This is a genomic window from Pseudooceanicola aquaeponti, assembly GCF_050897975.1.
GTDB lineage: Bacteria > Pseudomonadota > Alphaproteobacteria > Rhodobacterales > Rhodobacteraceae > Pseudooceanicola.
The window spans coordinates 112567-137907 of record NZ_JBPAXY010000008.1 but is presented as its reverse complement, the minus strand read 5'-3'; the positions used below and the strand labels follow the sequence as shown (position 1 = coordinate 137907).

Sequence of the window (25341 nt, the reverse complement as noted above, 5' to 3'; positions counted from 1 at the left end):
CTGACAGCGCAGCATGTGACCGAGGGACGGCCGCCGATGAAGCCCTGGGAAAGGGCAAACGGGCGGCTTTAAGGAGATCGGGCGGCGTGAGGGAGCGAAGCAGGCCGGGGCGGAGGCTTCGGCGGCTAGTCGTCCAGGTTCATGGCGCTGGCGGCAAGGGCCAGGGCCCTGTGCAGGTCGCTCTGGCTCAGCGGCTTGCTGAGGAAATCATTCATTCCCGCCGCCATGCAGGCATCCCGATCCGAGGAGAAGGCGTTCGCCGTCAGGGCGATGATGTAGGGTTGTCGGATGTCCTGGCCCCTGATTTCGCGCGTGGCGTCGAGCCCGTCCAGCTCGGGCATGGACAGGTCCATCAGGATGACATCGGGCTGTCGGGAAAGCGTGGTCTCGACGGCCTGGCGGCCGTCTTCGGCGGTGATCACTGTCACCGGGGTCGTCTTCAGGAACTGCTCGACCAGGACGCGGTTTATCGCGTTGTCATCGGCGATCAGCACGGTCAGCGGTTTCAGCGCCGCCGGCAGGGCGTCGGTCCTTTCGTCGCCGGTGACCTCCTGCGCAGCTTTCTCCAGTTGAAGGGTCAGCTCCAGCCGGGTGCCCGTCGACGCCCCCGGGGGCAGCAGTTGCAGATCCCCGCCCATGCGCCGGGCAAGCGCGCGGCTGATCGACAGGCCAAGCCCGGTTCCGCCATGGCGGCGGGTCGAGGCGTTGTTGCCCTGGTAGAAGGGGTCGAAGATCTTTTCCTGACTGTCCTGCGGGATGCCGATGCCGGTGTCCGACACCAGGATGCGCAGGCGCCAGCCCTGATCGTTTTCGGTGGCACTGGCGTGGATGCGGATCTCGCCCTCTTCGGTGAACTTGATCGCGTTGCTGGTCAGGTTCATGAGGATCTGCTTCAGGCGCGTTTCGTCGCTGACGGCACGGGCGGGAAGGGGGCCGTCCAGATCCAGGGTGAAGCGCAGCCCCTTCTCTTCGGCGAGAGGCTGCATCAGGGCCCGGGTCGCTTCGAGGGCGTCCCGGGGCGAGAAGGGGCGATGTTCGAGCGTCAGCTGCCCCGCGTCGAGGCGCGAGAAATCCAGCACGTCGTTGACGATCCGCAGCAGCGATTTCGAGGCGTCGCGGATGGTCGTCACGTAGCGGCTGGCCTCGGTATCGAGATCGCGGTTCTGTAGCAGCTCGCCCATGCCGGAAATCGCATTCAACGGGGTGCGGATCTCGTGGCTCATGGTGGCCAGGAAGGCGGATTTCGCCTGGGCGGAGGCTTCGGCCTCCAGCCGAGCGGCCTCCAGCTCTCTGTTGGTGGCCTCCAGATAGGCGGTGAATTCCATCAGCTGCCGTTCGTTCAGCAGGCGCTTGCGCCAACTGCGCAGCCCGAACCCGACAAAGGTATAGGAGAGATAGCCAAGCAGCAGCACTTCGAGCATGTGCACCCAGAAGGTGCTGTCGAGGGGGGTGTGTGACGACAGCATATGCACGACGTAGAGCGGGATGGTGCTGGCCAGAATCCCCAGCTTGACCCAGGAGGCCAGGGGGTGGTGGCTCATCACGAAGCCCGCGTTGATCGTGGCGGCCATCAGGAAGCACAGCGCGATCAGCACGGACTCGTCCGCCTGTGCCGCGAAGAGCAGCACCAGCACACAGGAGGCGATCGTGGCCGATTGCAGCGCGGCGGACAGGGCCGTCAGTTTCAGAAGCGGGGGCAGGGGCCGATCCTGTGCCGATCGTGCCAGCGCGTATTTCAGTGTCAGCGTGTCGATGCCCTCGCCAAGCAGGGTGATCCCCACGCAGAAGGCCGCGGCGAAGGCGCCGACAAAGTACCAGACCGCTGCGGCGCCGATGGCTGTCGCAATCTGCCGGAGCGGCAGTTGGCGCATACGTGTGTGGGCGTATCGCTCGAACAGCGGCCGCCGACCATATTTCTCGTCGAAGGAGGGTTGGTCTGCGGAAGAAGCCGTCAAACGCTGGTTCATGACTTTGCCTTGGCTGACTATTGCTCGAAAAACTAGCAATTTCCGAGCAGCTGTCCAAGGAAGCTGTATTGGCGAGGCGAAAGAGCGGCAAGGCGTGAGGTCTGGAAACCTGTCGAAGCCTGCGGATAGGGGAAGGAAAAGAAAGGGCGTTTCTGGCCATCTGGGGGGCAGAAACGGTGCGTTAGCCCCGGCGGTCTAACCCAAGTCCAACGCGCGCTGCTTGTCGATTGAGGCCTGACGACGCTGCCATGGGCCGGTGCCACCCGGTGCCCCGAGGGGGCACCGAAAATCAGGGCAGACACCGCCGTGCCGGTGGGATGATCGGCGCCGTTCCGCGCCTGATTGGAGAAAAGCCGACCTCAGGGGATTGGTCGGGGCTGGTCGGTCTGCCTGAGCCTGGATCCGCGCCCGAGCGGTTTCAGGGAAACAGGTCCGGCAGTTGCCGGACCTGACCGGTGAGTTTCAGTCGGCGCCCTCGAAGCGGACGCTTTCTTCGCCCGCCTCGCCGACGATGTACCAAACGGTCGCCGGGCTGGCCGAGTTGTTGCGGAACCAGTGCTTTCGGCCTGCCGGCGTCTTGACCAGGTCACGCGGGCCCAGCTCGACCTCGGTCACCTCGCCATCCTCTTCCCAGCCAACGGTCAGGCTGCCGTCTAGCACCAGGAAACTGTCCTCGACATCGCGCACGAAGGGCTTCACGCCGACGCGCGAGGGGATGCCCAGCATCTCCTTGCGGCAGGTGTCCGTCTCCACCCCGCCGGGGCCACAGTAGATCTTGCGCGTGAAACCGGCGCCTTCCCAGATGGTCGGCTGATCCACATGGCGGACAACGTATTTCGCCATCAGCTGTTGCAGCGGATGCGCGCCCTCGGGGTCGAAGGGCAGGGTCTTGCCCGGTTCGGCGCCGAAGGTGCGCGCCAGTTCCGGGGCGCAGTCCTTGGGGTGGTAGTGGTAGACCGGCGGCAGCGGCTTGCCCACGTCGACCGAGATCGACATCATCACCGGTTCCACCCCATCGACGCGGAAACCGTGGCCGATCTCGCGGGCGTTCAGGATCATGTCCTTGGGGCCCAGGTTCACCTCGACGACCTCGCCGTCCTTTTCCCAGCCGACGATCAGCGCCCCGTCGATGATCAGGAAGCTTTCCTCGATCTCGTGGCTGTGGCAGGCGGCGTAGCGGCCCGGCTCCTTGTAGATCAGCGACAGGGTGAAATGGTCGGGCTTCAGGGTCGAGGTATCGCCAACCTTGGGCGAGCCACCGGCGCCGATATAGCGCATCTGGGCCCGGGCCAGCTCATCGTAGCCGTCGTTGGAAGGGAAGGCATTCCAGTCGAAGCTCTTGTCGGTGAAACGCCCGACATGGGCTTTCATCGCGGCCTCAAGCGTCGTGAAGTTCTGGTCCTGAACACTCATGCATCGTCCTTTCATGATCGCGTCTGCATTTCCTGCCGAAAGGCTAGACTGCGCTTGTGTCCGGTCGGAGTTCTCGTTTTACTGGCAAAACACCTGTCGGTCCGGGGCTGCCTGGATGCCGACGCCCTGCGGGCCACGCTGGCCCTGTTTCCTTCCCCCAAGGAGTTCGGATGTCCGCATTGTCCGGAGAAGATCGCTATCTCGTGCCGGGACTGGTGCGGGGGTTGGAGGCCTTGAAGGTGTTCACGCCCGAGAATCCCTCCATGACCCTCAGCCAGATCGCGCGCGAACTGGGGGTGTCCCGCTCGGCCGCCTTCCGCACCGTCTATACGCTGTCCGAAACGGGCTGCCTGCTGCATGATGATCGCAGCGGCCTCTACTCTCTCGGGCCGGGGGTGCTGCGGTTGACCCATGGCTATGCGGCCTCGCGCGAGATCGTCGAGGCCTCGCAGTCGGAATTGGAGGATCTGCACCGGCGCACCGGCTGGTCCTCGCACCTGGGGGTGCGCGACGGCACCTCGGTGCTTTACCTGCTGCGGATCTCCGGGGTCGAACAGCGGGTCTCGATCGTCCAGGTGGGGACGCGCCTGCCGGCGCGCAACACGGTGCTGGGGCGGGTGCTGCTGGCGGATCTGTCGGAGGAGGAGCTGATCCAGCTTTACCGCCAGGACGGCAGTATGCCCGGGCGGGGCACGGGGCCGTCGCTGCCGGAGATGCTGAAACAGCGAGAGCGGGACGCGGCCGCGGGTCTGGTGACCCATGCGGGGGATTTCGAGGCGCGCATCCTGTCGGTGGCCGCGCCGCTGCGCAGCGCCGACGGGCGCGTCGTCGCGGCCATCAGCCTGACCGCGCCTGTGTCGCCCAAGGCCGAATCGGAATTGCAGGGGCGGGCGCGGCACGAGCTGGAGGAAACGGCCCTGAAACTGTCGCGCCGCCTGGGCTGGTCGCCCGAGGGCGATGAGTGAGCGCCAGAGCGGCGGGCGGGATTTGTCCAGCGGGACAGCGCTTTGGGGTTCCGTGTTTTGCCTGTAAAACTCTTTCTGTTCCCGCGACGGCCTCTCGGATCAAAGTTGACTCACAAAAGCACGAAACAGGGAAAACAGCATGACGACCTTCAGCCTGACCCGCCGCGGCTTCCTCGGAGCTTCCGCCGCGACGACCGTCTACCTTGCCACAGGCCGCCCGGGTTCCGCCTCGGAGATGGATTTCAACTTCATCACCCCGTTCAGTTTCTCGCTGTCCTTCGGCGCGGTGCTCTATGCCGATGCCATGGGCTACTATGGCGCGGAAGGGCTGAACTTTCATGCGCAATCCGGCAAGGGCGCCGCGCTGGCGTCGCAGATGGTCATCGCCGGACAGATGCATTCGGGCCGCACCGGCGGCACCAACTACATCCTGTCGCGGGTCGAGAACGGCGCGCCGCTGACCTCGATCGCGACCATTGCCCAGCTCTCTCCGTTCTTCGTCATGTCCTCTGCCGAGACCCCCGCCACCGGCGTGCATGACCTGACCGGGCGCACCGTGGGCATGGCCTCGCTGGGTGGGTCGATGGAAGGCACCCTCGACCTGATGATGCTGAAGGGCGGTCTGGACCCGAGCGAGGTCAACAAGGTCAAGGTGGCCGATACCGGCGCCTCCTACGCGCTGATCGAGGCAGGCCGGGCCGGGGCCTTCATCGGCAATACCTCTTCCATGATCATGGCCTCGGCCGCCAACAGCGCGGTGCAGTCCTTTGCCATGGATGACGGGATGCCGGGCCAGGTCTATGTCGCGCGCCCCGAGGACATCGACGCCGCACCGGACAAATATGTCGCCTTCCTGCGCGCCACGCATCGCGCCGCCACCGAGATCGCGGCCCTGCCCGAAGCGGAACTGGATCCGGTGCTGGCCAAGATCGGCGAGAAATTCGATGTCTCCGGCCTCGACGTGGCCGAGACGGCCCGCAAGGATCTCTACACCAACGCCCGCAACTGGGTCGCCAAGGGCGAGGACAACCTGTTGCGCAACATCCCCGAGGTCTGGGAAGGGGCGGTCGAGATGCTGCATGAGGCCGGGATGATCTCGCAGGCGGTCGATCCCACCACGCTTTATACCAACGCCCTGCTGGAGCAGGCACTGGCGTGATGAAGCAGGATACTGGACTGCGTCCGGCCGAGATCGAGATCCGCGGCCTGACCAAGATCTTCGGCGAGGGCGACCGCGCCGTCACCGCGATCTCCCGCGCAGACCTGATCCTGGAGCAGGGAGAGTTCATCTCCCTGCTTGGGCCGTCGGGCTGCGGCAAGACCACGCTGATGCGCATCGTCGCCGGTCTGGAATACCCCACCGAGGGCGAGGTCGAGGTGCGCGGCCTGCCGGTCTGGTCCGGCAAGCGTCGCTCGAAAAAGGCGACGAAACCCGTTTCGATGATGTTCCAGGAGGCCCGCCTGTTCCCCTGGTTCACCGTGGCCCAGAACGTCGCGCTGCCGCTGCGCATCGCCGGTGTCGGCAAGGCCGAGCGCATGGCGCGGGCCCATGAGATCTGCGAGACGGTCGGTCTGAAGGGGTTCGAGGGCCATCGCCCCGGGCAATTGTCGGGCGGTATGCGTCAGCGTGCCTCGCTGGCCCGTGCCCTGGTGACCGATCCGCAGGTGCTTTTGCTGGACGAACCCTTCGGTGCGCTGGACGCCATGACCCGCGATGCGCTGAACCTTGAACTGATGGAGGTCTGCGCCCGGGCCAAGGTGACGACGATCCTGGTCACCCACTCGATGGCCGAGGCGGCCTTCCTGTCGGACAAGGTGGTGGTGCTGGCCTCGCGCCCGGCCCGGATCACCGGCGTCGTCGACATCCCCTTCGAACGCCCCCGCACCCTGGACCTGCAACGCAGCGTCGCCTTCCAGGACATGGTGGCGGACCTGCGCAACCAGCTTCAGGAGAGCCACCATGGATAACCCGCGTTTCTGGCGACTGGCGCTGCCGGTCATCGCCGTCTGTCTCTTCCTGCTGGGCTGGTCCTGGTACGTGCGCGCGGCCGAGGTCTCGGCCTTCGTGCTGCCGACGCCCGAGGCCATCCTGATGGCGCTGATCGCCCTGGTGCAGGACCCCGAGCTGTGGCGCCATGCCCGTGTCACGGTGATCGAGGCGGTCTCGGGCTTTGCCATCGCCGTGACCCTTGGGGTGGTCCTGGGCGTCGTCATGGCGCGGGTGCCCCCCGTGGAATGGGCCGCGAAGCCCTTTATCGTGCTGCTTCAGCTGATCCCCAAGATCGCCCTGGCGCCGCTGTTCATCCTGTGGTTCGGCTTCGGCCTGGAATCCAAGATCGTCATTGCCGCGGCCCTGGCCTTCTTCCCGATCTTCTCCAACGCGCTGATCGCCTTCAAGTCGGTCGAAAAGGGCGATGCGGATGTGATGACCATGCTGCAAGCCAGCCCGGCACAGCGGTTCGTCCTGCTAGAGCTTCCGCACGCCCTGCCGGTCGTTCTGACGGGGATGGAAGTCTCGGTCGTCATGGCGATGATCGGTGCCATCGTGGGCGAGTTCATCGGCGGCAACGAGGGGCTGGGCTTCCTGGCGGTGAAATACCTACAGGAGCTGAATGTGCCGAACCTCTTCGCGGTGATCGTGGTTCTGACCCTGGTCGGGCTGACGCTCTACACGGTGATCGGGCGCCTGCGGGCCTGGGCCGTGCCGTGGCACGCCGCCTCGTCGGGCAAGCAGGCGGCCTGACGCGGGCTCCGGGCCGTCCCTGCGGGCGGCCCGTTTCCCTTCGCTCTTTTCCTTTCCCCTGAACGGCGGTGCGCGCGGGCGCCCGTGCCGGTGGCCTGCCCATGCGCGGCCCCCGGCCCGCCGTTCCCCGCCACGGAGGCAGACATGGCCTTTCAGACCAGACGCACGGGTCCGATCGAGTATGACGAACGGCCCGGGGCGGGCCCGGTGCTGGTGCTGTTGCACGGCATCGGATCGAACGCCGGCAGTTTCGCGCCCCTGCTGCCGGAGCTGCCCGCCGACTGGCGGGTGATCGCCTGGAACGCCCCGGGCTATCGCGGCTCGGCGCCGCTGGAGGGCGCGCGGCCCGTGGCCGCTGATTACGCCCGGGCGCTGGCCGATTTCCTGGACCGGCTCGACCTCGGATCGGTGTTTCTGCTGGGGCATTCCCTGGGCGCGCTGATGGCCGCCTCCTTTGCCCGCCAGGCGCCCGAGCGGGTCCGGGCCCTGATGCTGGCCTCCTGTGCCCTGGGTCATGGCCGTCCGCCGGGCGGGCCGCTGTCAGAGGCCGCCTCCGCGCGCCTGGCCGAGCTGGAGGCCCGCGGTGCGGAGGCCTTTGCCGCCGCCCGTGCCGCCCGGCTGCTTCATGATCCGCAGGCGGATCCGGCGGCGCTGGCGCGGGTGCAGGCCGCCATGGCCGAGGTGCGGATGCCCGGCTACGCGCAGGCGGTCGGGATGCTGGCCTCGGGCGATCTCTGCGCCGATCTGGCGGGGCTGAAGGTTCCCACCGCCGTGGTCTGCGGTGCCCAGGACGTGGTGACCCCGCCAGAGGCCAACCGGCGCGCCCATGCGGCGCTGCCCCTGCCGGTGCGCGGCGCGCTGACCCTGCTACCCGACGCGGGCCATGCGGCCTATGTGCAGGCGCCGGGGGCCTTTGCGGCGGCTCTTGTCGCCCACCTGGGGGCGGTGTGATGCAGCGCTACGATTACGAGGGCCACGTCGCGGTGGTCACCGGCGGCTCGTCGGGGATCGGTCTGGCGACGGTGCGCCTTCTGCTGGACAGCGGCGCGCGGGTGGCCTTCTGCGCCCGCGACGCGGACCGGCTGGACCGGGTCCGGGCCGAGCTGGCCGGGCGCTTCGGCACCGACAGGATCCGCGCCGAAGCCCTGTCGGTTCTCGACGCCCCGGCCATCGAGGCTTTCGCGGCCTCGGTCGCAGAGGGGTTCGGGCGCTGCGACCTGCTGGTCAACAACGCAGGCCAGGGCCGCGTCTCGACCTTCGCCGACACAAGCGATGCCGACTGGCGGGCAGAGTACGAGCTGAAGCTCTTCAGCCAGATCCACCCGGTCAGGGCCTTCCTGCCCTTGCTGCGGGCGGCGCGGGGATCGGTGGTGGCGGTGAATTCGCTGCTGGCACTTCAGCCCGAGCCCCACATGGTCTGCACCGCCTCGGCGCGGGCCGGGGTGCAGAGCCTGATCAAGAGCCTGTCGGTCGAGCTGGCCCCCGAGGTGCGGGTAAACGCGATCCTGCTGGGGCTGGTCGACAGCGGCCAGTGGGCGCGCCGGTTCGAGGCCCGCACCGAGCGCGGCGAGACGCGCGCAGAGTGGGACGCCGCGCTGGCGGCGCGCAAGGGCATCCCCTTGGCCCGGCTGGGCAGGCCCGAGGAGGCCGCCCATGCCATCGCCTTCCTCGGCTCGCCCGGGGCCTCCTACGTGACCGGGGCGCAGATCGAGGTCTCGGGCGGCCTGTCGCGGCACATCTGAAGAACAAGGAACCAGCACCATGACCCAGCACAGCGATTGTGCCACCGTCGGCGAGGCGATCGCCGACTACCTGGCCCGGATCGGCGTGACGACGATCTTTGGCGTGATCTCGATCCACAACATGCCCATTCTGGACGCCGTGGCCCGGCAGGGGCGGATCCGCTTCGTGCCGGCTCGGGGCGAGGCCGGGGCGATGAACATGGCCGATGCCCATGCGCGGGTCTCGGGGCGCCTCGGGGTCTGCCTGACCTCGACGGGCACGGCGGCGGGCAATGCCGCGGGCGCCCAGGCCGAGGCGCTGACCGCGGGCAGTCCGGTCCTGCATATCACCACCCAGGTGGATACCGCCTTCGCCGACCGTGACCGCGCCGCCATCCACGACGTGCCGCGCCAGCCGCAGATGCTGGCGGGGGTCTCGAAGGCGGTGTTCCGCATCTGGGAGGCCCGGGGCGCCCTCGGCACCTTGCAGGCCGCCGCCTCTGCCGCGCTTTCGGCGCCAAGCGGGCCGGTGGCCCTGGAGATCCCGGTCGACGTGCAACGCCAGGCGCCCGAGGGCGCGCTGCGCGGTCATGCGCCGGTGGTGCAGACCCCGGTGGCGCCGCAAGAGGCCATCGAGGAACTGGCGGCGCGGCTGCGCGCCGCGCGCCGTCCGCTGCTGTGGCTGGGGGGCGGCGCCCGGGGGGCAGGGGCCGAGGCGGCGGAGCTGGTCCGGCGCGGTGTCGGCGTCGTCACCTCGACCAATGGCCGGGCCGTGGTGGCCGAGGATCATCCCCTGAGCCTTGGCGCCTTCAACATGACGCCAGAGGCCATGGCGCTGTACCAGCGCTGCGATCTGATGGTGGTCATAGGTTCGCGCCTGCGTGGCAACGAGACCCACAACAACCGGATGCCCCTGCCGGAACAACTGGTGCAGATCGACGTCGACGCCAGCCAGTGCGGCCGCAACTATCCGTTGGCGCAGATGGTTCAGGGCGCGGCGGCGGACACCCTGGCGCGGGTGCTGGCGCAGCTGCCAGAGCAGTTGGACACCGACCCGGGCTTTGCCGCAGAGATCGCGGAGGCCCGGGAGGCGGGGGCGGCACGGCTGATGGAGCAGCTCGGGCCCTATGCGGCGCTGGCGCGGGCGCTGGACGCGCGGGTGGCCGCCGGGGGGCACCCCTGGGTGCGGGATGTGACGATCTCCAACTCGACCTTCGGCAATCGCTTCGTGCGCCTGGCCTCGCCTCGCCACGGCGTCCATGCGCTTGGCGGCGGGATCGGGCAGGGCGTGGCGATGGGCATCGGCGCCGCCCTGGCCGGGGAGGCTGGCAAGACCATCACCCTGCTGGGCGACGGTGGCACCCAGCTCGGCCTGGCCGAGATGATCACCGCAGTGCAGGAGCGCGCGCCGCTGGTCTATATCCTGATGAACGACCAGGCCTATGGGGTCATTCGCAATATCCAGGACGCGCAATATGGCGCCCGGCATCACTACAGTGCGCTGGCGACCCCGGATTTCGCGACTTTCGCGGCGGCCATCGGGATTGCCTACCATCGCGTCGGGCAATTGGATGCCGGGTTCGAAACCGTGCTGGACGCGGCGCTGGCGGCCGAGGGGCCGCAGCTGATCGAGATCGACATGACGGCCATCGGGCCCTTCGCGCAAAGCTTTGCCGGCCCTCCGGCTGGCGCGGCGGGCGGGGCCGTGGACGGGGACAGGAAGGAGAGATGACATGCATCTGGGCGTGATCGGCTACGGGGCCATCGGTCAGGAACTTCTGGCGCTGCTGGCGCCGCTTGGCATTGCGCGCACGACGCTGCTGGTGCGCCCGGGCCGCGAGGCCGCGGTGCGGCAGGCCCTCGGCGCGGGCGCGGGCGGGCAGGGGGTGCAGGTCACGGCTGATCCCGCCGCCCTGCTGGACTGCACCCTGGTGGCCGAGGTGGCAGGCCATGCCGCCGTGGCCGCCCATGGCGAGAGGCTGCTGGCCGCCGGGCGCGATCTGCTGGTGGTCTCGGTCGGGGCGCTGGCCGATGCGGCGCTGCATGATCGGCTGGTTGCGGCGGCGCGCGCCTCGGGGGCACGGCTGATCCTGCCCTCGGGCGCGGTCGGCGGGATCGACATCCTGGCGGCGCTGGCCCCGGCGGGCGACATGGCGCTGCGCTATACCGGCACCAAGCCGCCGCAGGCCTGGAAGGGTACCCCGGCGGAAGAGGTCTGCGACCTGGACTCCCTGACCGCGCCGCATGTCTTCTTCGAGGGCAGCGCGCGGCAGGCGGCGCTGGCCTATCCTAAGAATGCCAACGTGGCCGCGACGCTGGCCCTGGCGGGACCGGGCTTCGACGGGCTGACGGTGCGGCTGGTCGCGGATCCCGATGCCCCCGGCAATGCGCATCGCTACGACCTGGTGTCGCCGCTGGCCACCGTCGGCGTGGATATCGCCAACCGGGCCTCGGGCGACAATGCCAAGACCTCGCTCGCCACGGTCTATTCCGTGTTCCGCGAGATCCGAAACCAGCTGGGGCCGGTGGCGATCTGACCCGCCCCCCAGTGATGACAAGGGAGAGAGGGATGCACGACGCCCCCGCAACCGACAAGACCGCGACCGATCCGGCCCTGAAGGACCTTCTGCCCGATGGGAGGATCTTCGTCGCGGGCAGCTGGCAGGAGGGGCGCGGCGCCGAGATCACCTCGATCTTTCCCGCCGACCTGACGGTGAACCGCCGGTTCCGGGGCGCCTCGCGCGCCGATGGCGAGGCGGCGATTGCCGGGGCAAAACGCGCCCAGGCCGATCCCGCCTGGCGCGACATGGCGCCGCCGCAGCGGGCACGGATCCTGCACCGGATCGCCGAGGGGATCGAGGCCGCGCAAGAGCGGATCGCCCAGATCCAGATGCGCGATACCGGCAAGACCCTGACCGAGACCCGCGCGCTGGCGGCCTCTGCCGCGGGCACCTTCCGCTATTTCGCCGCCGTGCTCGAGACCATGGACGAGGAGATGACGGCCCCGCGCGGCAACAGCCTGACCCTGTCCCTGCACGAGCCCATCGGGGTGGTAGCGGCGATCACGCCGTGGAATTCCCCGATTGCCTCGGATGCTCAGAAGGTGGCCCCGGCGCTGGCGGCGGGCAATGCGGTGGTCTTGAAACCGGCCAGCTGGGCGCCGCTGGTGGCGCTGGAACTGGCGCGGATCATCGAGGCGGCAGGGCTGCCAAAGGGGCTCTTCTCGGTGCTGCCCGGCTCGGGGCGCGAGATCGGCGCGCTGCTGGTCGAGCATCCCGACATCGGGCGGGTGTCCTTCACCGGCGGGACCGCGACCGGCCTTGGCATCGCCGCCGGTGCTGCGGCCAAGCTGATGCCGGTCTCGCTGGAGTTGGGGGGCAAGTCGCCGACGATCGTTTTCGAGGACGCGGATCAGGATCAGGCCCTCGCCGGTGTTCTCTACGGCATCTTCTCGTCTTCCGGGCAAAGCTGTATCGCGGGCGCGCGCCTACTGGTGCAGCGTGGCATCCATGACGCCTTCCTGGGGCGGCTGGTCGCGGCGGCCAGGGCGCTGAGGGTCGGTCATCCGCAGGATCCGGCCACCCAGGTGTCCTGCCTGGTGCACCCCGACCACCGCAACGCGGTCGAGGCCCAGGTCGCGGCGGCGGTGGCCCGGGGCGCCCGGGTTCTCTGCGGCGGCGCCCGGCCCGAGGGGGCGGCCTATGCCGAGGGCGCCTACTATCTGCCGACGATCCTGACGGATGTGGGCCCCGAGGATCCGATCTGGCAGGAAGAGGTCTTCGGCCCGGTCCTGGTCGTGCGGGCCTTCGACGACGAGGCAGAGGCCATCGCCCTGGCAGAGGACAGCGACTACGGTCTGGCCTGCGGGATCTGGACCCGGGATTTCCCCCGAGCCTGGCGGGTCGGTCGGGCGGTGACCACGGGCACCGTCTGGATCAACACCTACAAGCAGTTCTCGATCTCGACCCCGTTCGGCGGCGAGAAGATGAGCGGGATGGCCCGAGAGAAGGGGCGGGACGGTCTACGGGCCTACATGCGCCAGAAAAGCCTTTACGTCGATCTGTCCGGGACGCCGCTTCCCTGGACTGCGCTTTGATCGGAATGCCGCGCCTCGTCGACAGGCTCGGCGTGGTGGCGGGGCCAGGCAAGGCAGGTCGGTCCATGAAGATTGCGGCGGAAATGACCTAGCGGGGCAGCTGGTGGCGGGACGTATTAGGCGTTTCGCGGCTCTCTTCTGGTCGCTTCGCTACAAGGAGGCTCCCCGGCTAAGGACTGGGCCTGCTCCTGCGGGTGTGACCGGATCACAGGCGACCAAGGAGGCGCCTGGCCGCTGCAAGACCGCAAGGCGATCCCCGAAGGGCCTCACTCCACAAGGTAGCGTGCGACGATCGGACGATAGCCCGCGCCAAGCGCGCAGGCCTTGGTTCCCAGCGTACCGGCGAGGATCTGCGGGCGATGGATGCCCCTCGCGTCCCAGACCGAGACCAGGGCGTCGACCCGCGACACCAGCGTCTCCCGCACCTCGGGGGGAAAGCTTCCGTCGATGGCGATGACGGGAAGATCGAGGACGGCCACAAGGGTCATGCTCGCCGCTGCGATGTGGCGGGCCGTCTCTTCGATCCAGGCCGCCTTCAGGTCGTCGAAGCCGACCCAGGCGTCCTGCGTCAGCAGTGCCGCCCCTTCCCCGGGGCTGGGGGCATCAAGGCGACGTTCGAGGCTATGGATCGAAGCGACCTCGACCATCTGTGTCATGCTTCCGTCCGCCCCCGGCACGGGCAGCGAGGCCAGGGCCCCGGCATTTCCGCGCGTCCCGAGATAGAGGCGCCCGTCGAGGACGATGCCGCCGCCCAGGAAGGCACCGACATAGATATAGCCGAAATCCGGCAGGTCCCGCGCGGCGCCGAAAAGATGCTCGCCGTGGCAGGCGAGAGAGCCGTCATTGCCGACGAAGGCGGGCAGCCCGAGCGCTTCGGAGAAGGCCTCCTGCGCCGGGAAGTCGCGCCAGGCCTGCATCTCGGCCCGGGGGGCGTTCAGCAGGTCCAGCCAGTTCCACAGGTCGAAGGGCATCCCGATTCCGATCCCCGCGATGCGCTCTTTCTGGTCCGGTGTAAGAAGCGCGCCGAAGGCTTCGAGCCCGGTCCGCGCGAGGTCGAGGCACTGGGAGGGCGTCGGATAGGCATAGGTGGCCGTGCGCTGGCCCAGGACCCGCCCCTCGAAATCAATCAGGATCAGGTCCGAACGCCGCCGACCGATCCGCAACCCGATCGAGAAGGCGCCGTTCGGGTCGAGGCTGATCGGCCGCGACGGCTTGCCGATCCGGCCCCGAACGGGCGCGCCGCGCTGGACGAGCCCCTCGGCCTCAAGCTTGCGGGTGATGACCGAGGCCGATTGCACGGAAAGGTCCATCCGCCGGGCGATTTCGGCCGCAGGGGTGGGCCCTTCCTGCCGGAGCAGGTTCAGGATCGCCCGTTCGTTCGCGCTGCGCTCCTGCGCGGTGTCCAGGCGATCTTGCAGAGCATCGTCCATATCAGCACCTCCCTTAGGTTATTTTTGTCAACTAGACTTTCTAAAGCAAGTTTAGAAAATCGTTGACGAGCGCTTTTTCGGTGGTCCATGCTTTGCGTGTCGGCAGGAGGAGTCGGCCACTTTCGGCGGTACGGCGGGCTTGGCCCGTCGCGACTGGCCGCGAAATTTTGGGAGGAGAGATCATGAAATACGCAATGGCACTCACGGCCATGGCGCTTGCCGTGTCCGGCGGCGCAGCGATGGCGCAGGACCAGACGACAGCCTGCCTGATCACCAAGACGGACACCAACCCGTTCTTCGTGAAGATGCGCGAAGGCGCGCAGCAGAAGGCGGACGAGCTGGGCATCGAGCTGATGAACTTCGCCGGCAAGTATGACGGCGACCACGAAACCCAGGCCCAGGCCATCGAGACCTGCATCGCCGCCGGAGCAGACGGCATCCTGCTGCTGGCCTCGGACACCTCCTCGATCGTGTCCTCGGTCGAGCAGGCGCAGGAGGCGGGCGCCATCGTGATTGCCCTGGATACCCCGCTGAGCCCGGCAGATGCCGCCGACGCGACCTTCGCCACGGACAACTTCCGCGCCGGTGAGCTGATCGGGCAATGGGCCGCCGCCAAGCTGGGCGACGCGGCCGAGGATGCGCGCATTGCCTTTCTCGACCTGAATGTCAGCCAGCCCACGGTGGGCGTGTTGCGCGACCAGGGTTTCATGCAGGGCTTCGGGATCGATATCAAGGATCCGGGCCGCTACGGGGACGAGGACGACCCGCGCATCGTCGGACATGACGTGACGCAGGGCAACGAGGAAGGCGGCCGCCGCGCCATGGAGAACTTGCTGGCGAAGGACCCGGGCGTCAACGTGGTCTACACCATCAACGAACCCGCCGCCGCCGGGGCCTACGAGGCGCTGGACGCGCTTGGCCGGGCCGGTGACGTGCTGATCGTGTCGGTCGATGGCGGCTGTCCGGGCGTCCAGAACATCCGCGACGGGGTGATCGGGGCGACCGCACAGCAATATCCGCTGGACATGGCGGCCCTCGGGATCGAGGCGATCCACCAGTATGCGCAGGACGGCACGCTGCCGCAGCCGACCGAGGGCAAGGACTTCTTCGACACCGGGGTCGAGCTCGTGACGGGCGAACCGGTCGAGGGCGTCACCTCGATCACCGTGGACGAGGGTCTGGCGCGGTGCTGGGGCTGAGCCCTACCGCTTCACATCAAGCCTGAACATGCCGGGGCGGGCACGCCCCGGCCGCAACGACTGTCACGGGAGAGGGGCGGCGCATGAGCCAGAATGACGCCTTTGAGGATGTCGTCAAGACACGGCGAGACGAGAGCTTTGCCTCGTTCGAAAGCCGGCAGAAGGGGCCGCTGCACAAGGTCCACGAGCTGCTTCACGGGAACCCGGCGCTGGTGCCGCTGATCGTCCTGCTGGCGTCGATCGCAGTCTTCGGACTGCTGCTGGGATCGCGGTTCTTCTCGCCCTTCGCGCTGACGCTGATCCTGCAACAGGTGCAGATCGTCGGCATCGTCGCGGCGGCGCAGTCGCTGATCATCCTGACCGCCGGGATCGACCTGTCGGTGGGGGCGATCACGGTCTTCTCGTCCGTCGTGATGGGCCAGTTCGCATTCCGCTACGGGATTCCGCCCTTCATCGCGGTGACCTGCGGGCTTGCCTTCGGCACGCTCTGTGGCGCCCTGAACGGGCTGCTGGTCAGCAAGATGAAGCTGCCGCCCTTCATTGTCACGCTGGGGACGTGGCAGATCATCCTGGCGTCGAACTATCTCTATTCCCGGAACGAGACGATCCGCTCGCAGGACATCGAGGCCAACGCGCCCATCCTGCAATTCATGGGCACGCGGTTCGAGGTCGCGGGCGCGGTCTTTACCATCGGCGTGGTCTTCATGATCCTTCTGATGCTGGGCCTGGCCTGGGCGTTGAAGAACACGGCCTGGGGGCGGCATGTCTATGCCGTGGGCGACGATGCCGAGGCGGCGGCGCTGTCGGGCGTCAACGTCCACCGCACCCTGATGTCGGTCTACATGCTGGGCGGGCTGATCTGCGGCTTTGCCGGCTGGGCGCTGATCGGGCGGCTCGGCTCGGTCTCTCCGACCTCGGCCTACGAGGCGAATATCGAATCCATCACCGCCGTGGTGATCGGCGGCATTTCCCTGTTTGGCGGGCGCGGGTCGATCCTGGGCGCACTCTTCGGGGCGCTGATCGTCGGTGTCTTCTCGCTGGGGCTGCGGCTTCTGGGGGCCGACGCGCAATGGACCTACTTCTTCATCGGCGTGCTGATTATCGTCGCCGTCGCCGTGGACCAATGGATCAGAAAGGTATCGGCATGACCCAGCCCGTTCTCTCTGCAAAGAACCTGACCAAGCGCTACGGCAGGGTCACCGCGCTGGATAGCTGCGACTTCGAGCTGTACCCGGGCGAGATCCTGGCCGTGATCGGCGATAACGGGGCCGGAAAATCCACGCTGATCAAGGCGTTGTCGGGGGCCGTGACCGCCGACGAGGGCGAGATCTACGTCGAGGGGCAACAGGTCCGCTTCGCCTCGCCCAATGACGGACGCGAGGCCGGGATCGAGACCGTCTACCAGACCCTGGCCATGTCGCCCGCGCTGTCGATTACCGACAACATGTTCATGGGCCGCGAGATCAGGAAGAAGGGGGTCATGGGAAAGTTCCTGCGCCAGCTTGACCGCAAGGCGATGGAGGATTTCGCCCGGCAGAAGCTGTCGGACCTCGGGTTGATGACCATCCAGAACATCGGTCAGCCGGTCGAAACCCTCTCGGGGGGCCAGAGGCAGGGCGTCGCCGTGGCGCGGGCGGCGGCCTTCGGATCGAAGGTGATCATCCTTGACGAGCCGACGGCGGCCCTCGGCGTGAAGGAAAGTCGGCGGGTGCTGGAACTGATCCAGGACGTGAAGAAGCGGGGCATCCCGATCATCCTGATCAGCCACAACATGCCCCATGTCTTTGAGCTGGCCGACAGGATCCACGTCCACCGCCTCGGCCGCCGCCTCTGCGTGATCGACCCGAAGAAATACAGCATGTCCGATGCCGTGGCCTTCATGACCGGCGCCAAGGAGCCGGACGACCCCCAGGCGGCCTGACGGGGGCGCCCGCCAGAGCCTCTCCGCTCTCTCTGCGTCAAGGCTCTGGCGGGCGATTGCGGACCCTAGGCGAAGACCAGAGACCCGATCGGCTTGTCGTCCAGCATCAGGCGCCGCAGGGATTGGTAGACGCGGATGTTCTGTTCGATCTCCTGGGCGGAAAGGTCCAGGGCCAGGGTGGCGCGGGCGTCGTTCTCTCGACCGGCCAGGCCGTAGACAAGGGCGAGGTTGCCGCGCACATGGGGTGCCGCCACCGGGTCGCGGACAAGTTCCTGCAAGATGCTGATCGCGCGTCCCTGTTGACCTGTCAAAGCCAGCGACAGGGCGTAGTTGCTGCGCAGGATGAAGTTCGTCGGATAGAGTTTCAGCCCGTATTCGTAGACCGCCTGCGCCTCGGCGTGGCGCGACAGCGTGTCCAGGGCGACGCCCTTGCCGGTCAGGGCCGAGACATTGCCCCGCTGCGCCTTCAGGGCGGCGTCGTAGTTCCCCAGGGCGTCGGTGGGGCGGTTCATGGCCAGGTGGACCCTGCCGAGAATGGCCAGGATGTCGGAATTGCGGGGCGAGAGCTCGTCCGCGCGCAGCAGGATCGCCTCGGCGCGGCTGTTCTGGCCGATACGCGCATAGCTGTCTCCGGCCCCCATCAAAGCCGCGACGTTCTGGGGCTCTGCGGTCAGAACCTTCTCATAGAGTTTGACGGCGCGGGCATGGTCGCCGGATTTCGCCGTGGCCTGCGCCAGGCTGAGCGTCGTTTCGGTCTCTTGGGTCTGTGCCGGGGGCGCCGATGTCGTCGGCGCCTGAAGAGAGCAGGCAGAGAGGGCCGCGATAAGGAAGAGGGGCGCCAGGGGGCGGATCAGGAAAGAGGGCAGGGGCAAGGCAGGCTCCGGTCTTGAAGGTTTGTGGGCAGCTGAAACGGGCATGGGCGGCAGCCGTTCACGGTGGCGGGACGGGTCATCGCACCAGCATGACAGCCCCGCATTGAACATCGTTGAGGGTCAGTTCGGCCTGGCCGACACCGACGCCAAGGGCGCCCAGCAGGGCGTCGAGGATTGCATCCAGCGGGGTGAGGACCAGCAGCAGAACGGGGTGCAGGATCAGGGTCACCAGATCCAGGACGCCGTCCACGATCGCCCCGACCAGGCCCAGGTCCAGAAGGCCGACTTCCAGGTCGATGTCGGTGTCGAGGTTGGTCAGCAGGGTCGAGACGGTGGAACTCAGCAACCGGCCCGCACCGATGGTCTTGGTCTCGCCGATCTCGGCCAGGGTAAAGTCGAGCTGTTCGGTGAGAGAGGTGCCGATGGCGACGTGGGTCTTGACCTTCAGGGCGACATCGACAGCCAGGACCTCGGGGCTGAAGAGGCTGAGAAGGTCGAGGTCGATGCGCAGCCCGAGAAGCTTGGCATAGTCCAGGTCCGCCGCGTCGAGGGGGGTGGTGGTGTCCTGGAAGGTCGGGGTGTCGAAAGAGCCCAGGAACAGCTCGGCCACATGGGTGCCGGTGGTGCCCGAAAGCGGGTCGATCCCGGTGTCGAAGCGGACCAGAAGGTCGTCCTCCTCGGAGGCCGAACAGTTCATGTCGGAGAGCGTCGCCGTGCCGCTGGCGATCTCCAGGTAGACGGGCAGGTTCACCGAGACGATGTTCAGGTTTTCGTCGATCTCCTCGAGCATCGACGGCTCCAGGGTCAGCCCCAGCCGAAGGCGCACCTGGGCGGTGTGCAGCGTGGCGCCCCGCGCCCCGAGGGTGATCCAGCCCGATCCCGCCGGTTTCTCGCCGACAACCAGCTCCAGATCGGTGTCCAGCAGCCCGGGAATGTCCAGGTCGAGCGAGGCATCTATGATGCGGTCGGCATTCACCACATCGACCGAGGCCATGAGGATATCCAGAAGCGAGACGGTGATGCGCGGCAGGATGTCCTCAAGCTGCACGCCAACGTCATCGCCGTCGATCGCGATCAGCTCTCCGGTGTTCAGAAGGACGTTGGTTGTCGCGTTCAGGATCGTGGCGAGGACATCTGTCGTCGCGTCGACCGGGCTGGCGTCGAGCAGCGCCCCGACAAGATCCAGAAGATCGACATCGGCGGCAAGGATCTCTTCGTAGGGGGCTGCCGTCAGGCCGATACGGTTGGCCAGAAGGTCGGTGAAGGTCAGCAGGTTGATTTCGGCATCGGCCAGGGCCTGGTAGTCCAGAACCGACAGCGAGATGTCGGTGCCCAGGGCCGCCGACAACAGCGCGTTCAAAATGCCTTCGTCCAGCTCCAGCAGACGTGAGGCCAGGCTGAAGGCGGCGAAATCGAAACGGGCCGCCGTGGCGCTGGCCGACAGCCGGGTGCTGCTTTTGTCCAGGAAGCTGCTGGCGAAATAGAGCGGCACCTCTTCTGTGACGGCGACCGTCGCGGCGTTCACGTCGGTATCGCCAAGGGCGCGATCCTCCAGGCGGGCGGCCTGCGGCAGGTCGGGATCGCGAAGGAAGCGGGCATAGCGGATGTCGGTCAGCGCCTCTTCCGGCAAGCCGTTTCCCGCGACCGTTGCGCGGGCCCGATCCTCGGAGGCCTCGCCCAGATGAGAGACCGCACTGATCGCGGCCAGGTCCGCCCGGGTTTGTAGGGATTTCTGCCGGGCATAAAGCGAGGACAGGTCGACACCGATGGCGACGAAGCCGATCAGCACCGTCAGCATCAGCCCGACGATGATCGCGATGGCGCCACCCTCGTCCGACAGGGCGCGCCGCAGGAAGGGCTTAATAGGCAAGATAGCTCCTCCGCGTGATCGTGGGGATGTCGAGGCCGAGGAACCCGTCGGCGATGTCGACCGCCGAGCCGGTCAGATCGTAGGTCACGGCAATTTCGATGGCGGGCACGGCGCCGGGGATCATGGTGACGGTCGAGCTGACCTTGTCCGCCCCCAGGAAAGAGAAGCGGGCGCCGGTGGCGTCGAGATAGGCCGCCGCGAGATTGGCGCGCTCGCTTTCCGCCAGGCCCGAAACCGAGTGGCGGGCCGCTTCGGCGGCCAGTTGCTGAAGGCTGTTGGCAATGGCGAAATACTGGCCGAAGCAGATGATCCCGAAAAGGATCGTCAGCAGGACAGGCAGAACCAGGGCGAATTCCACCGCCGTGGCTCCGTCTTCCTTGCGCAGGAAACGCCGCAGTCCCCGGGTCATTTGCCGAACCCCCCTGCCAGGATGTTGTCGATAATGCTGAGGACGGCGGGTCCGACCAGGACGATGAAGAGGGCGGGCATGATGAACAGGATCAGGGGGACGGTCATCAGGGCCGGAACCTTCGCGGCCTGCTCCTCTACCCGCAGCAGCCGGGCGGCGCGTTCGTCTTTCATCAGGCTTCTCAGAGCCCCGGCGAAGGGGGTGCCGTAGCGTTCGGCCTGTAGCAGCGTGTTGGCGAAGACCGCGATCTCGGGCAGGGGCAGGCGCTGTTCGAAGTTCTGCCAGGCTTCGGCGCGGCGGGGCAGGACCCCCAGTTCGACGACCAGCTGTTCCAGCTCCAGGGCCAGGGGGGGCGAGGTCCGGCGCAGCTCATGGGCGACCCGCTGCATGGCCGGGCCGGGGCCCAGGCCCGCCTCGCTGGCGATCACCAGAAGTTCCAGCATGTCGGGGAAATCCTTTCGGACGCGGGCCAGTCGACGCTTGACCAGGCGGCCCAGCACGACGTCGGGCGCTTTCGATCCCGCCAGGGCGATCGCGCTGGTCCAGATCACCAGGACCAGGGGGGCGGGGGCACCCCGGTCCCGCAGGTAGAACCAGCCCAGGGTCAGGGCGGCACAGCCCAGGGGCAGGACCAGTTTCAGGAAGGCATGGATCAGCACGGCGTCCCGGTTTCGGAACCCCGCCGCCCGCAGTTGCGCCGCCGTTGTCTCTGCGTCGCCTCCGCGCAGGATTTGCAGCCGTTCCGAGGTGCCCGCGGCCAGGCGCAGCACGGCCTGCCCGGCGCGTCGCCCGACCGAGGGCCGGGGCGCGGTCTGGCGCGCGGCGCCCCTGCCGGTGCTGCGCGCCAGCCTTGCGGCGCGGGTCTTGCGGTCGATCGCCGTCAGCAGGGCCAGCTGCGCGGGCACCAGAAGGAGAAGCGTAAGAAGGATGAGGGGGAACAGGGACATCTCAGGCCTCGATCCTGGCCAGCTTGTACATGCTGTAAATGCCGAGCCCGAGGCACAGCACCCCGGCGGCGGTCATGATCTGCCCGCGCGGGTCAACCGCCAGCGGGATCAGGTAGCCGGGGTTCATCAGGAAGAGGATCGCGGCAATGACGAAGGGCAGGCTGGACAGGATGAAGGCGCTGACCCGGGTCTCGGCCGACAGGGCGGCGGCCTTCTTGCGCAGCTTGCGCCGTTCCCGCAGCAGCTCTGCCAGGTTGTCGAGCGTCTCGGCCAGGTTGCCCCCGGTTTCGGTCTGAAGCGCGGTGGCCACGGTGATGAAGTGGGCCTCGGGGCTGCCGATGCGGCGCGACAGGGCCGACAGCGCATCAATCAGGGCCACGCCGCCCTTCAGCTCGTCATGGCAATGAGCGAATTCCTCGCGGGTGACCCCTCGGGCATGTTGGGCGACCACGCCAAGGGCGCCGGGCACGGTCTGCCCTGAGCGCAGCCCGCGCGAGAAGATATTCAGGGCATCGGGCAGGGCATCGTTGAACTGGCGGATGCGGCGGGCGCGCAGGCCGTCGAGCAGGATGTTGAACATCATCCAGCCCATCATCAGGGCCGCCGGTGCCGCCAGCAGGGGGGGCACCAGCCCGCTCAGCCAGGCCAGGGCAAGAAAGACCCCGGCCAGAAGGGCGATCAGCGCCAGCGCCGCGCCGGGCCACAGGTCCAGACCTGCCAGGCGCAGGCGGTCCTCCAGCAGCGCGACCAGCCCGGTGCGGCGCTGCCGAAGCGCGTCTCCGCTCCGGGCTTTCTCCAGCTTTTGCAGCACCTGTTGCGTTGCGGCCCGGTGGCCGGATCCTTGCCGCACCAGCCTTGCGCGCCGCACCCGTCGAGAGCGATCCACCAGCATCAGCACCACCATGCCACTGGCCATGGTGGCGACGAAGGTCAGCAGCATCAGAAGGGCGAGGGCCATGGCGCCTATCCCTCGATCGTGGCGCGCAGGGCGCCTTCCAGGCCGTGTTCCGCGGCGCGGCTCACGAAGGCGGGGGTGGTGCCGCAGCTTTCGAAGCGGCCCGACACCTCGTCCCCGCCCCGGCCGCTGTCGGCCCGGAAGCGGAAGAGTTCCTGCATCGAGACCACCTCGCCCTCGATCCCCACGATCTCGGAGATCGAGGTGATGCGGCGCACGCCGTCCCGCTGGCGCGAGATCTGCACGACCAGGTGGATCGCATCCTTCAGCTGTTGCCGGACGAACTGGCTGGGCAGCTGGATCCCGGACATGGCGATCATGTTCTCCATCCGGGTCAGCGCTTCGCGGGGGGTATTGGCGTGCAGTGTCGACATCGACCCGTCATGGCCGGTGTTCATCGCCTGAAGCAGGTCCAGGGCCTCGTCCGAGCGCACCTCGCCGATGATGATCCGGTCGGGGCGCATCCGCAGGGCATTGCGGAACAGGTGGCGCATGGTGATCTCGCCGGTGCCTTCGATGGTCGGCGGGCGGGTCTCAAGGCGCACCACATGCGGCTGTTGCAGGCGCAGTTCGGCGGCGTCCTCGATCGTCACGATCCGTTCCGTTTCCGGGATTTCACGCGAGATTGCGTTCAGCAGGGTCGTCTTGCCCGATCCCGTCCCGCCAGAGATCAGGATGTTCAGCCGCAGCCGCGCCGCGATGCGCAGAAGGTCGGCCATGCGCGGCGACAGGCTGCGTCGGTCGACCAGATCCGGGAGGGCCAGGTTGTCGCGGGGAAACTTCCGGATGGTCATGGTGGGCCCGTCCAGGGCAAGCGGGGGCAGGGTCACGTTGATGCGACTGCCATCCGGCAGGCGGGCATCGACCAGCGGAGAGCTTTCATCGACCCGCCGGCCGGCCAGCGAGATGATGCGCGTGGCAATATTGGTGACATGCTGGTTGTCTCGAAACGAGACGTCGGTCAGGTGCAGCCGACCGGCCTGTTCGATGTAGACCTGTCGCGGACCGTTCACCATGATGTCCGAGATACTGTCGTCGGACAGGAGCCGTTCCAGCGGACCGAAGCCCATCATGTCGTCGATGACATAGCCAACCAGTTCCGCGCTTTCAGCGCCGTTCAGATCCAGCCGGTGGGACTTGCTGACGTTGAGGACCGCGTCGCGGATGGTGTCCCGCTGATCCTGCGGGGGCAGATCCGCAAGGGCGCGGAAATCCAGCAGGGCGATGGCCTCGGGCAGGATCTCTCGGCTCAGCGCATTGAGGCGCCGGGCAAAGCTGTTCGGCATCGACGCGGGCGTTGCGGCGTCGGATGTCGGGGCGGTGCGGCTTGCCGACGGCGTGGGCGTGACCGTGGCGGGGCGCGCGCCCGGGGTCACCAGCGCGTGCATCAGCCGTGCCTGCACCTGCGGCGGGATCTTTCGCCCCTGGCTGGTCTCGACGTGGTCTATCGCGAGGCTGACCGCATAGGCGTCGGCGCCGCCTGTCGCCGCGCCTCCGGCCGAGAGCTGGTCGGCCACAAGGCTGCGCAGGGCCGCGAAGTCGTCCTCTTCTGGCGGAGCAGAGGTCATGGCGTCGCTTGCGGGGATCATGTCTTGGCCCTCTTTCGGGCAAAGAAGGATCGGCGCGACGGGCCGCTGTCCTGCGGAGTGGTGATCGCCTGGGCGAGAGAGGCAACCGCGCGGGCATAGGCGCTGCGCGGCGCAAGCAGCTGGAGCGGCTGGCCCTTGACCTGGGCGCGGGACAGCTCGGCGCCACAGTGCGGCAGCTCCAGCGTGATCTCGCGTTCCAGGGTTTCGGCGATCTCGGCCCGTTTCAACCCGGCATCCCTGCGGGTGTGGGACAGGATCGGCCAGATCCGGGGGCTGTTGGCGGTGTCGCCCAGCCGGTCCATCAGCTTGACGAAGGATCGGACGGAGCCGAACCCGGGGCCCAGCACCAGGATCAGGTCGTCCAGGCGGCGCGCAAGCGTGGGCGCCCTCATCAGCTGGTCGCGGGGCAGGTCGATCACGATCGCGGGGCAGTCCTGCCGGAGCCTGCCGATCAGGTCCGGCAACCCGTTGCGGTAGCGCTCCAGCTGATCGACATCTGCCAGCTCGGCCGAGAACAGGGACAGCTCGGGCAGCGGGTGCGCCATGGTGGTGCCCAGGAAGGTCCGGTCGACACGGCCAGGCGATTGCAGCGCATCCAGCAACCCGGTGGTCGGGGGCACGTCGAAGTCGACGGCCTGGCTGCCGAAGGTCAGATCGGCATCCAGCAGGGCCACTGGCCCGAGCGGGGCCGCGGCCTTGGCCGCAATCTCGGGTCGCTGGCCCAGTGCGATGGCAAGGTTGGCCGCCAGGAGGCTGGCGCCGACACCCCCGCTGACGCCGCAGACCCCTATGACGCGCGAGGGCGTGCCGGGTGCCACGGCCGCCGGCGGCGGGGTGACGCCTGACGCCAGCTGAATGTCGAAGGGGCCGTCCAGTGGCAGCACCAGATAGTCCGCGGCACCGGCGGCGAGCAGGCGGCGATAGGTGGCGATGTCGTTGCGCCGACCAAGCACGATGACCTGCTGCCCCTCTCTGCCGAGGGCCTGGATCGCCTCGCAGGCGGCCTCGTCGCCGCGCGTCTCGTCCAGCTCGGCGATCAGCACATCCCCGAAGTCGGTCATGCCGACCATGCGGGCGGCGGTGGACAAGGACCCCTCGCGCGGGGGGGCGCCGGTCGTGCTGCCCAGCTGATGAAGGATGCGCTGGACGGCGGCACGCGCCTCTTCGGTCTGCACGAAGGCCTCTAGCTGGCGCGGCGCGGCGGCTTGCAGGGGGGCGGGGACTGGGCTGTTCACGTCGCTCTC

Annotated in this window: 22 protein-coding genes; 12 read left to right on the top strand and 10 right to left on the bottom strand. The window is 67.9% G+C overall.

The features are described 5' to 3' along the window. Positions 1-125: 125 nt before the first annotated feature. Together ACRARE_RS19670 and ACRARE_RS19665 are read right to left on the bottom strand one after the other, a co-directional pair. Entirely contained in the window at positions 126-1967 is a 1842-nt protein-coding gene (locus ACRARE_RS19670) for an ATP-binding protein (RefSeq protein ID WP_432658180.1), read from the bottom strand. Positions 1968-2429: 462 nt separating this feature from the next. Further along, positions 2430-3380 (bottom strand): cupin domain-containing protein, encoded by a 951-nt coding sequence (locus tag ACRARE_RS19665; protein WP_432658179.1) that lies wholly within the window; start codon positions 3378-3380, stop codon positions 2430-2432. A 170-nt stretch (positions 3381-3550) separates the two neighbouring features. On the opposite strand from ACRARE_RS19665, the gene ACRARE_RS19660 reads away from it, so the two are divergent. The 9 genes from ACRARE_RS19660 to ACRARE_RS19620 all read left to right on the top strand — a co-directional run bounded on the left by ACRARE_RS19660 (position 3551) and on the right by ACRARE_RS19620 (position 12905). Further along, positions 3551-4345, top strand: coding sequence for an IclR family transcriptional regulator (locus ACRARE_RS19660; protein ID WP_432658178.1), 795 nt, complete (start codon positions 3551-3553; stop codon positions 4343-4345). A gap of 139 nt (positions 4346-4484) precedes the next feature. Then, positions 4485-5504, top strand: coding sequence for an ABC transporter substrate-binding protein (locus ACRARE_RS19655; RefSeq protein WP_432658177.1), 1020 nt, complete (start codon positions 4485-4487; stop codon positions 5502-5504). Then, positions 5504-6313 carry an ABC transporter ATP-binding protein gene (locus ACRARE_RS19650; RefSeq protein WP_432658176.1) on the top strand — a complete coding sequence of 270 codons (810 nt, stop codon included), beginning with the start codon at positions 5504-5506 and terminating at the stop codon, positions 6311-6313. The genes ACRARE_RS19655 and ACRARE_RS19650 overlap by 1 nt, the downstream gene beginning before the upstream one ends. Beyond that, positions 6306-7088, top strand: a complete 783-nt coding sequence (locus ACRARE_RS19645) for an ABC transporter permease (protein WP_432658175.1) — start codon at positions 6306-6308, stop codon at positions 7086-7088. The genes ACRARE_RS19650 and ACRARE_RS19645 overlap by 8 nt, the downstream gene beginning before the upstream one ends. Before the next feature lie 144 nt (positions 7089-7232). Next, positions 7233-8039 carry an alpha/beta fold hydrolase gene (locus ACRARE_RS19640; protein WP_432658174.1) on the top strand — a complete coding sequence of 269 codons (807 nt, stop codon included), beginning with the start codon at positions 7233-7235 and terminating at the stop codon, positions 8037-8039. Next, positions 8039-8830 (top strand): SDR family oxidoreductase, encoded by a 792-nt coding sequence (locus ACRARE_RS19635; RefSeq protein WP_432658173.1) that lies wholly within the window; start codon positions 8039-8041, stop codon positions 8828-8830. Before ACRARE_RS19640 ends, ACRARE_RS19635 begins: the two co-directional genes overlap by 1 nt. Positions 8831-8849: 19 nt before the next feature. Next, on the top strand, positions 8850-10541 hold the full coding sequence (locus ACRARE_RS19630; RefSeq protein WP_432658172.1) for a thiamine pyrophosphate-binding protein: 1692 nt from the start codon (positions 8850-8852) through the stop codon (positions 10539-10541). Position 10542: 1 nt separating this feature from the next. Beyond that, positions 10543-11346 carry an aspartate dehydrogenase gene (locus tag ACRARE_RS19625; protein ID WP_432658171.1) on the top strand — a complete coding sequence of 268 codons (804 nt, stop codon included), beginning with the start codon at positions 10543-10545 and terminating at the stop codon, positions 11344-11346. A gap of 32 nt (positions 11347-11378) precedes the next feature. Beyond that, complete coding sequence (locus ACRARE_RS19620) at positions 11379-12905, top strand: aldehyde dehydrogenase (RefSeq protein ID WP_432658170.1); 1527 nt, start codon at positions 11379-11381, stop codon at positions 12903-12905. A 266-nt stretch (positions 12906-13171) separates the two neighbouring features. On the opposite strand, the gene ACRARE_RS19615 is transcribed toward ACRARE_RS19620, so the two are convergent. Beyond that, positions 13172-14335, bottom strand: coding sequence for an ROK family transcriptional regulator (locus ACRARE_RS19615; RefSeq protein WP_432658169.1), 1164 nt, complete (start codon positions 14333-14335; stop codon positions 13172-13174). A gap of 182 nt (positions 14336-14517) precedes the next feature. On the opposite strand from ACRARE_RS19615, the gene ACRARE_RS19610 reads away from it, so the two are divergent. From ACRARE_RS19610 to ACRARE_RS19600, 3 genes are all read left to right on the top strand, one after another. After that, a complete protein-coding gene (locus ACRARE_RS19610) occupies positions 14518-15534 on the top strand; it encodes a sugar ABC transporter substrate-binding protein (RefSeq protein ID WP_432658168.1) in 1017 nt (338 codons plus the stop codon). A gap of 83 nt (positions 15535-15617) precedes the next feature. Then, on the top strand, positions 15618-16682 hold the full coding sequence (locus ACRARE_RS19605) for an ABC transporter permease (protein WP_432658167.1): 1065 nt from the start codon (positions 15618-15620) through the stop codon (positions 16680-16682). After that, on the top strand, positions 16679-17455 hold the full coding sequence (locus tag ACRARE_RS19600; protein WP_432658166.1) for an ATP-binding cassette domain-containing protein: 777 nt from the start codon (positions 16679-16681) through the stop codon (positions 17453-17455). The genes ACRARE_RS19605 and ACRARE_RS19600 overlap by 4 nt, the downstream gene beginning before the upstream one ends. A gap of 65 nt (positions 17456-17520) precedes the next feature. Here the strand turns inward: ACRARE_RS19600 and ACRARE_RS19595 are convergent, their stop codons facing one another. The 7 genes from ACRARE_RS19595 to ACRARE_RS19565 form a co-directional block, all read right to left on the bottom strand. Beyond that, positions 17521-18327, bottom strand: coding sequence for a tetratricopeptide repeat protein (locus tag ACRARE_RS19595; protein ID WP_432658165.1), 807 nt, complete (start codon positions 18325-18327; stop codon positions 17521-17523). Between the two features lie 76 nt (positions 18328-18403). Beyond that, the gene (locus ACRARE_RS19590; RefSeq protein ID WP_432658164.1) at positions 18404-20197 is read right to left on the bottom strand and encodes a pilus assembly protein TadG-related protein; all 1794 of its coding nucleotides are present in this window, start codon (positions 20195-20197) and stop codon (positions 18404-18406) included. After that, complete coding sequence (locus tag ACRARE_RS19585) at positions 20187-20606, bottom strand: TadE/TadG family type IV pilus assembly protein (protein ID WP_432658163.1); 420 nt, start codon at positions 20604-20606, stop codon at positions 20187-20189. The genes ACRARE_RS19590 and ACRARE_RS19585 overlap by 11 nt, the downstream gene beginning before the upstream one ends. Next, positions 20603-21553 (bottom strand): type II secretion system F family protein, encoded by a 951-nt coding sequence (locus ACRARE_RS19580; protein ID WP_432658162.1) that lies wholly within the window; start codon positions 21551-21553, stop codon positions 20603-20605. The genes ACRARE_RS19585 and ACRARE_RS19580 overlap by 4 nt, the downstream gene beginning before the upstream one ends. Before the next feature lies 1 nt (position 21554). Then, positions 21555-22511 carry a type II secretion system F family protein gene (locus ACRARE_RS19575; protein WP_432658161.1) on the bottom strand — a complete coding sequence of 319 codons (957 nt, stop codon included), beginning with the start codon at positions 22509-22511 and terminating at the stop codon, positions 21555-21557. A gap of 5 nt (positions 22512-22516) precedes the next feature. Beyond that, positions 22517-24097: a TadA family conjugal transfer-associated ATPase gene (locus ACRARE_RS19570; RefSeq protein WP_432658160.1), complete on the bottom strand. Its 1581-nt coding sequence runs from the start codon at positions 24095-24097 to the stop codon at positions 22517-22519. Next, a complete protein-coding gene (locus ACRARE_RS19565) occupies positions 24094-25332 on the bottom strand; it encodes a CpaE/TadZ family protein (protein WP_432658159.1) in 1239 nt (412 codons plus the stop codon). Before ACRARE_RS19565 ends, ACRARE_RS19570 begins: the two co-directional genes overlap by 4 nt. Positions 25333-25341 lie beyond the last annotated feature (9 nt).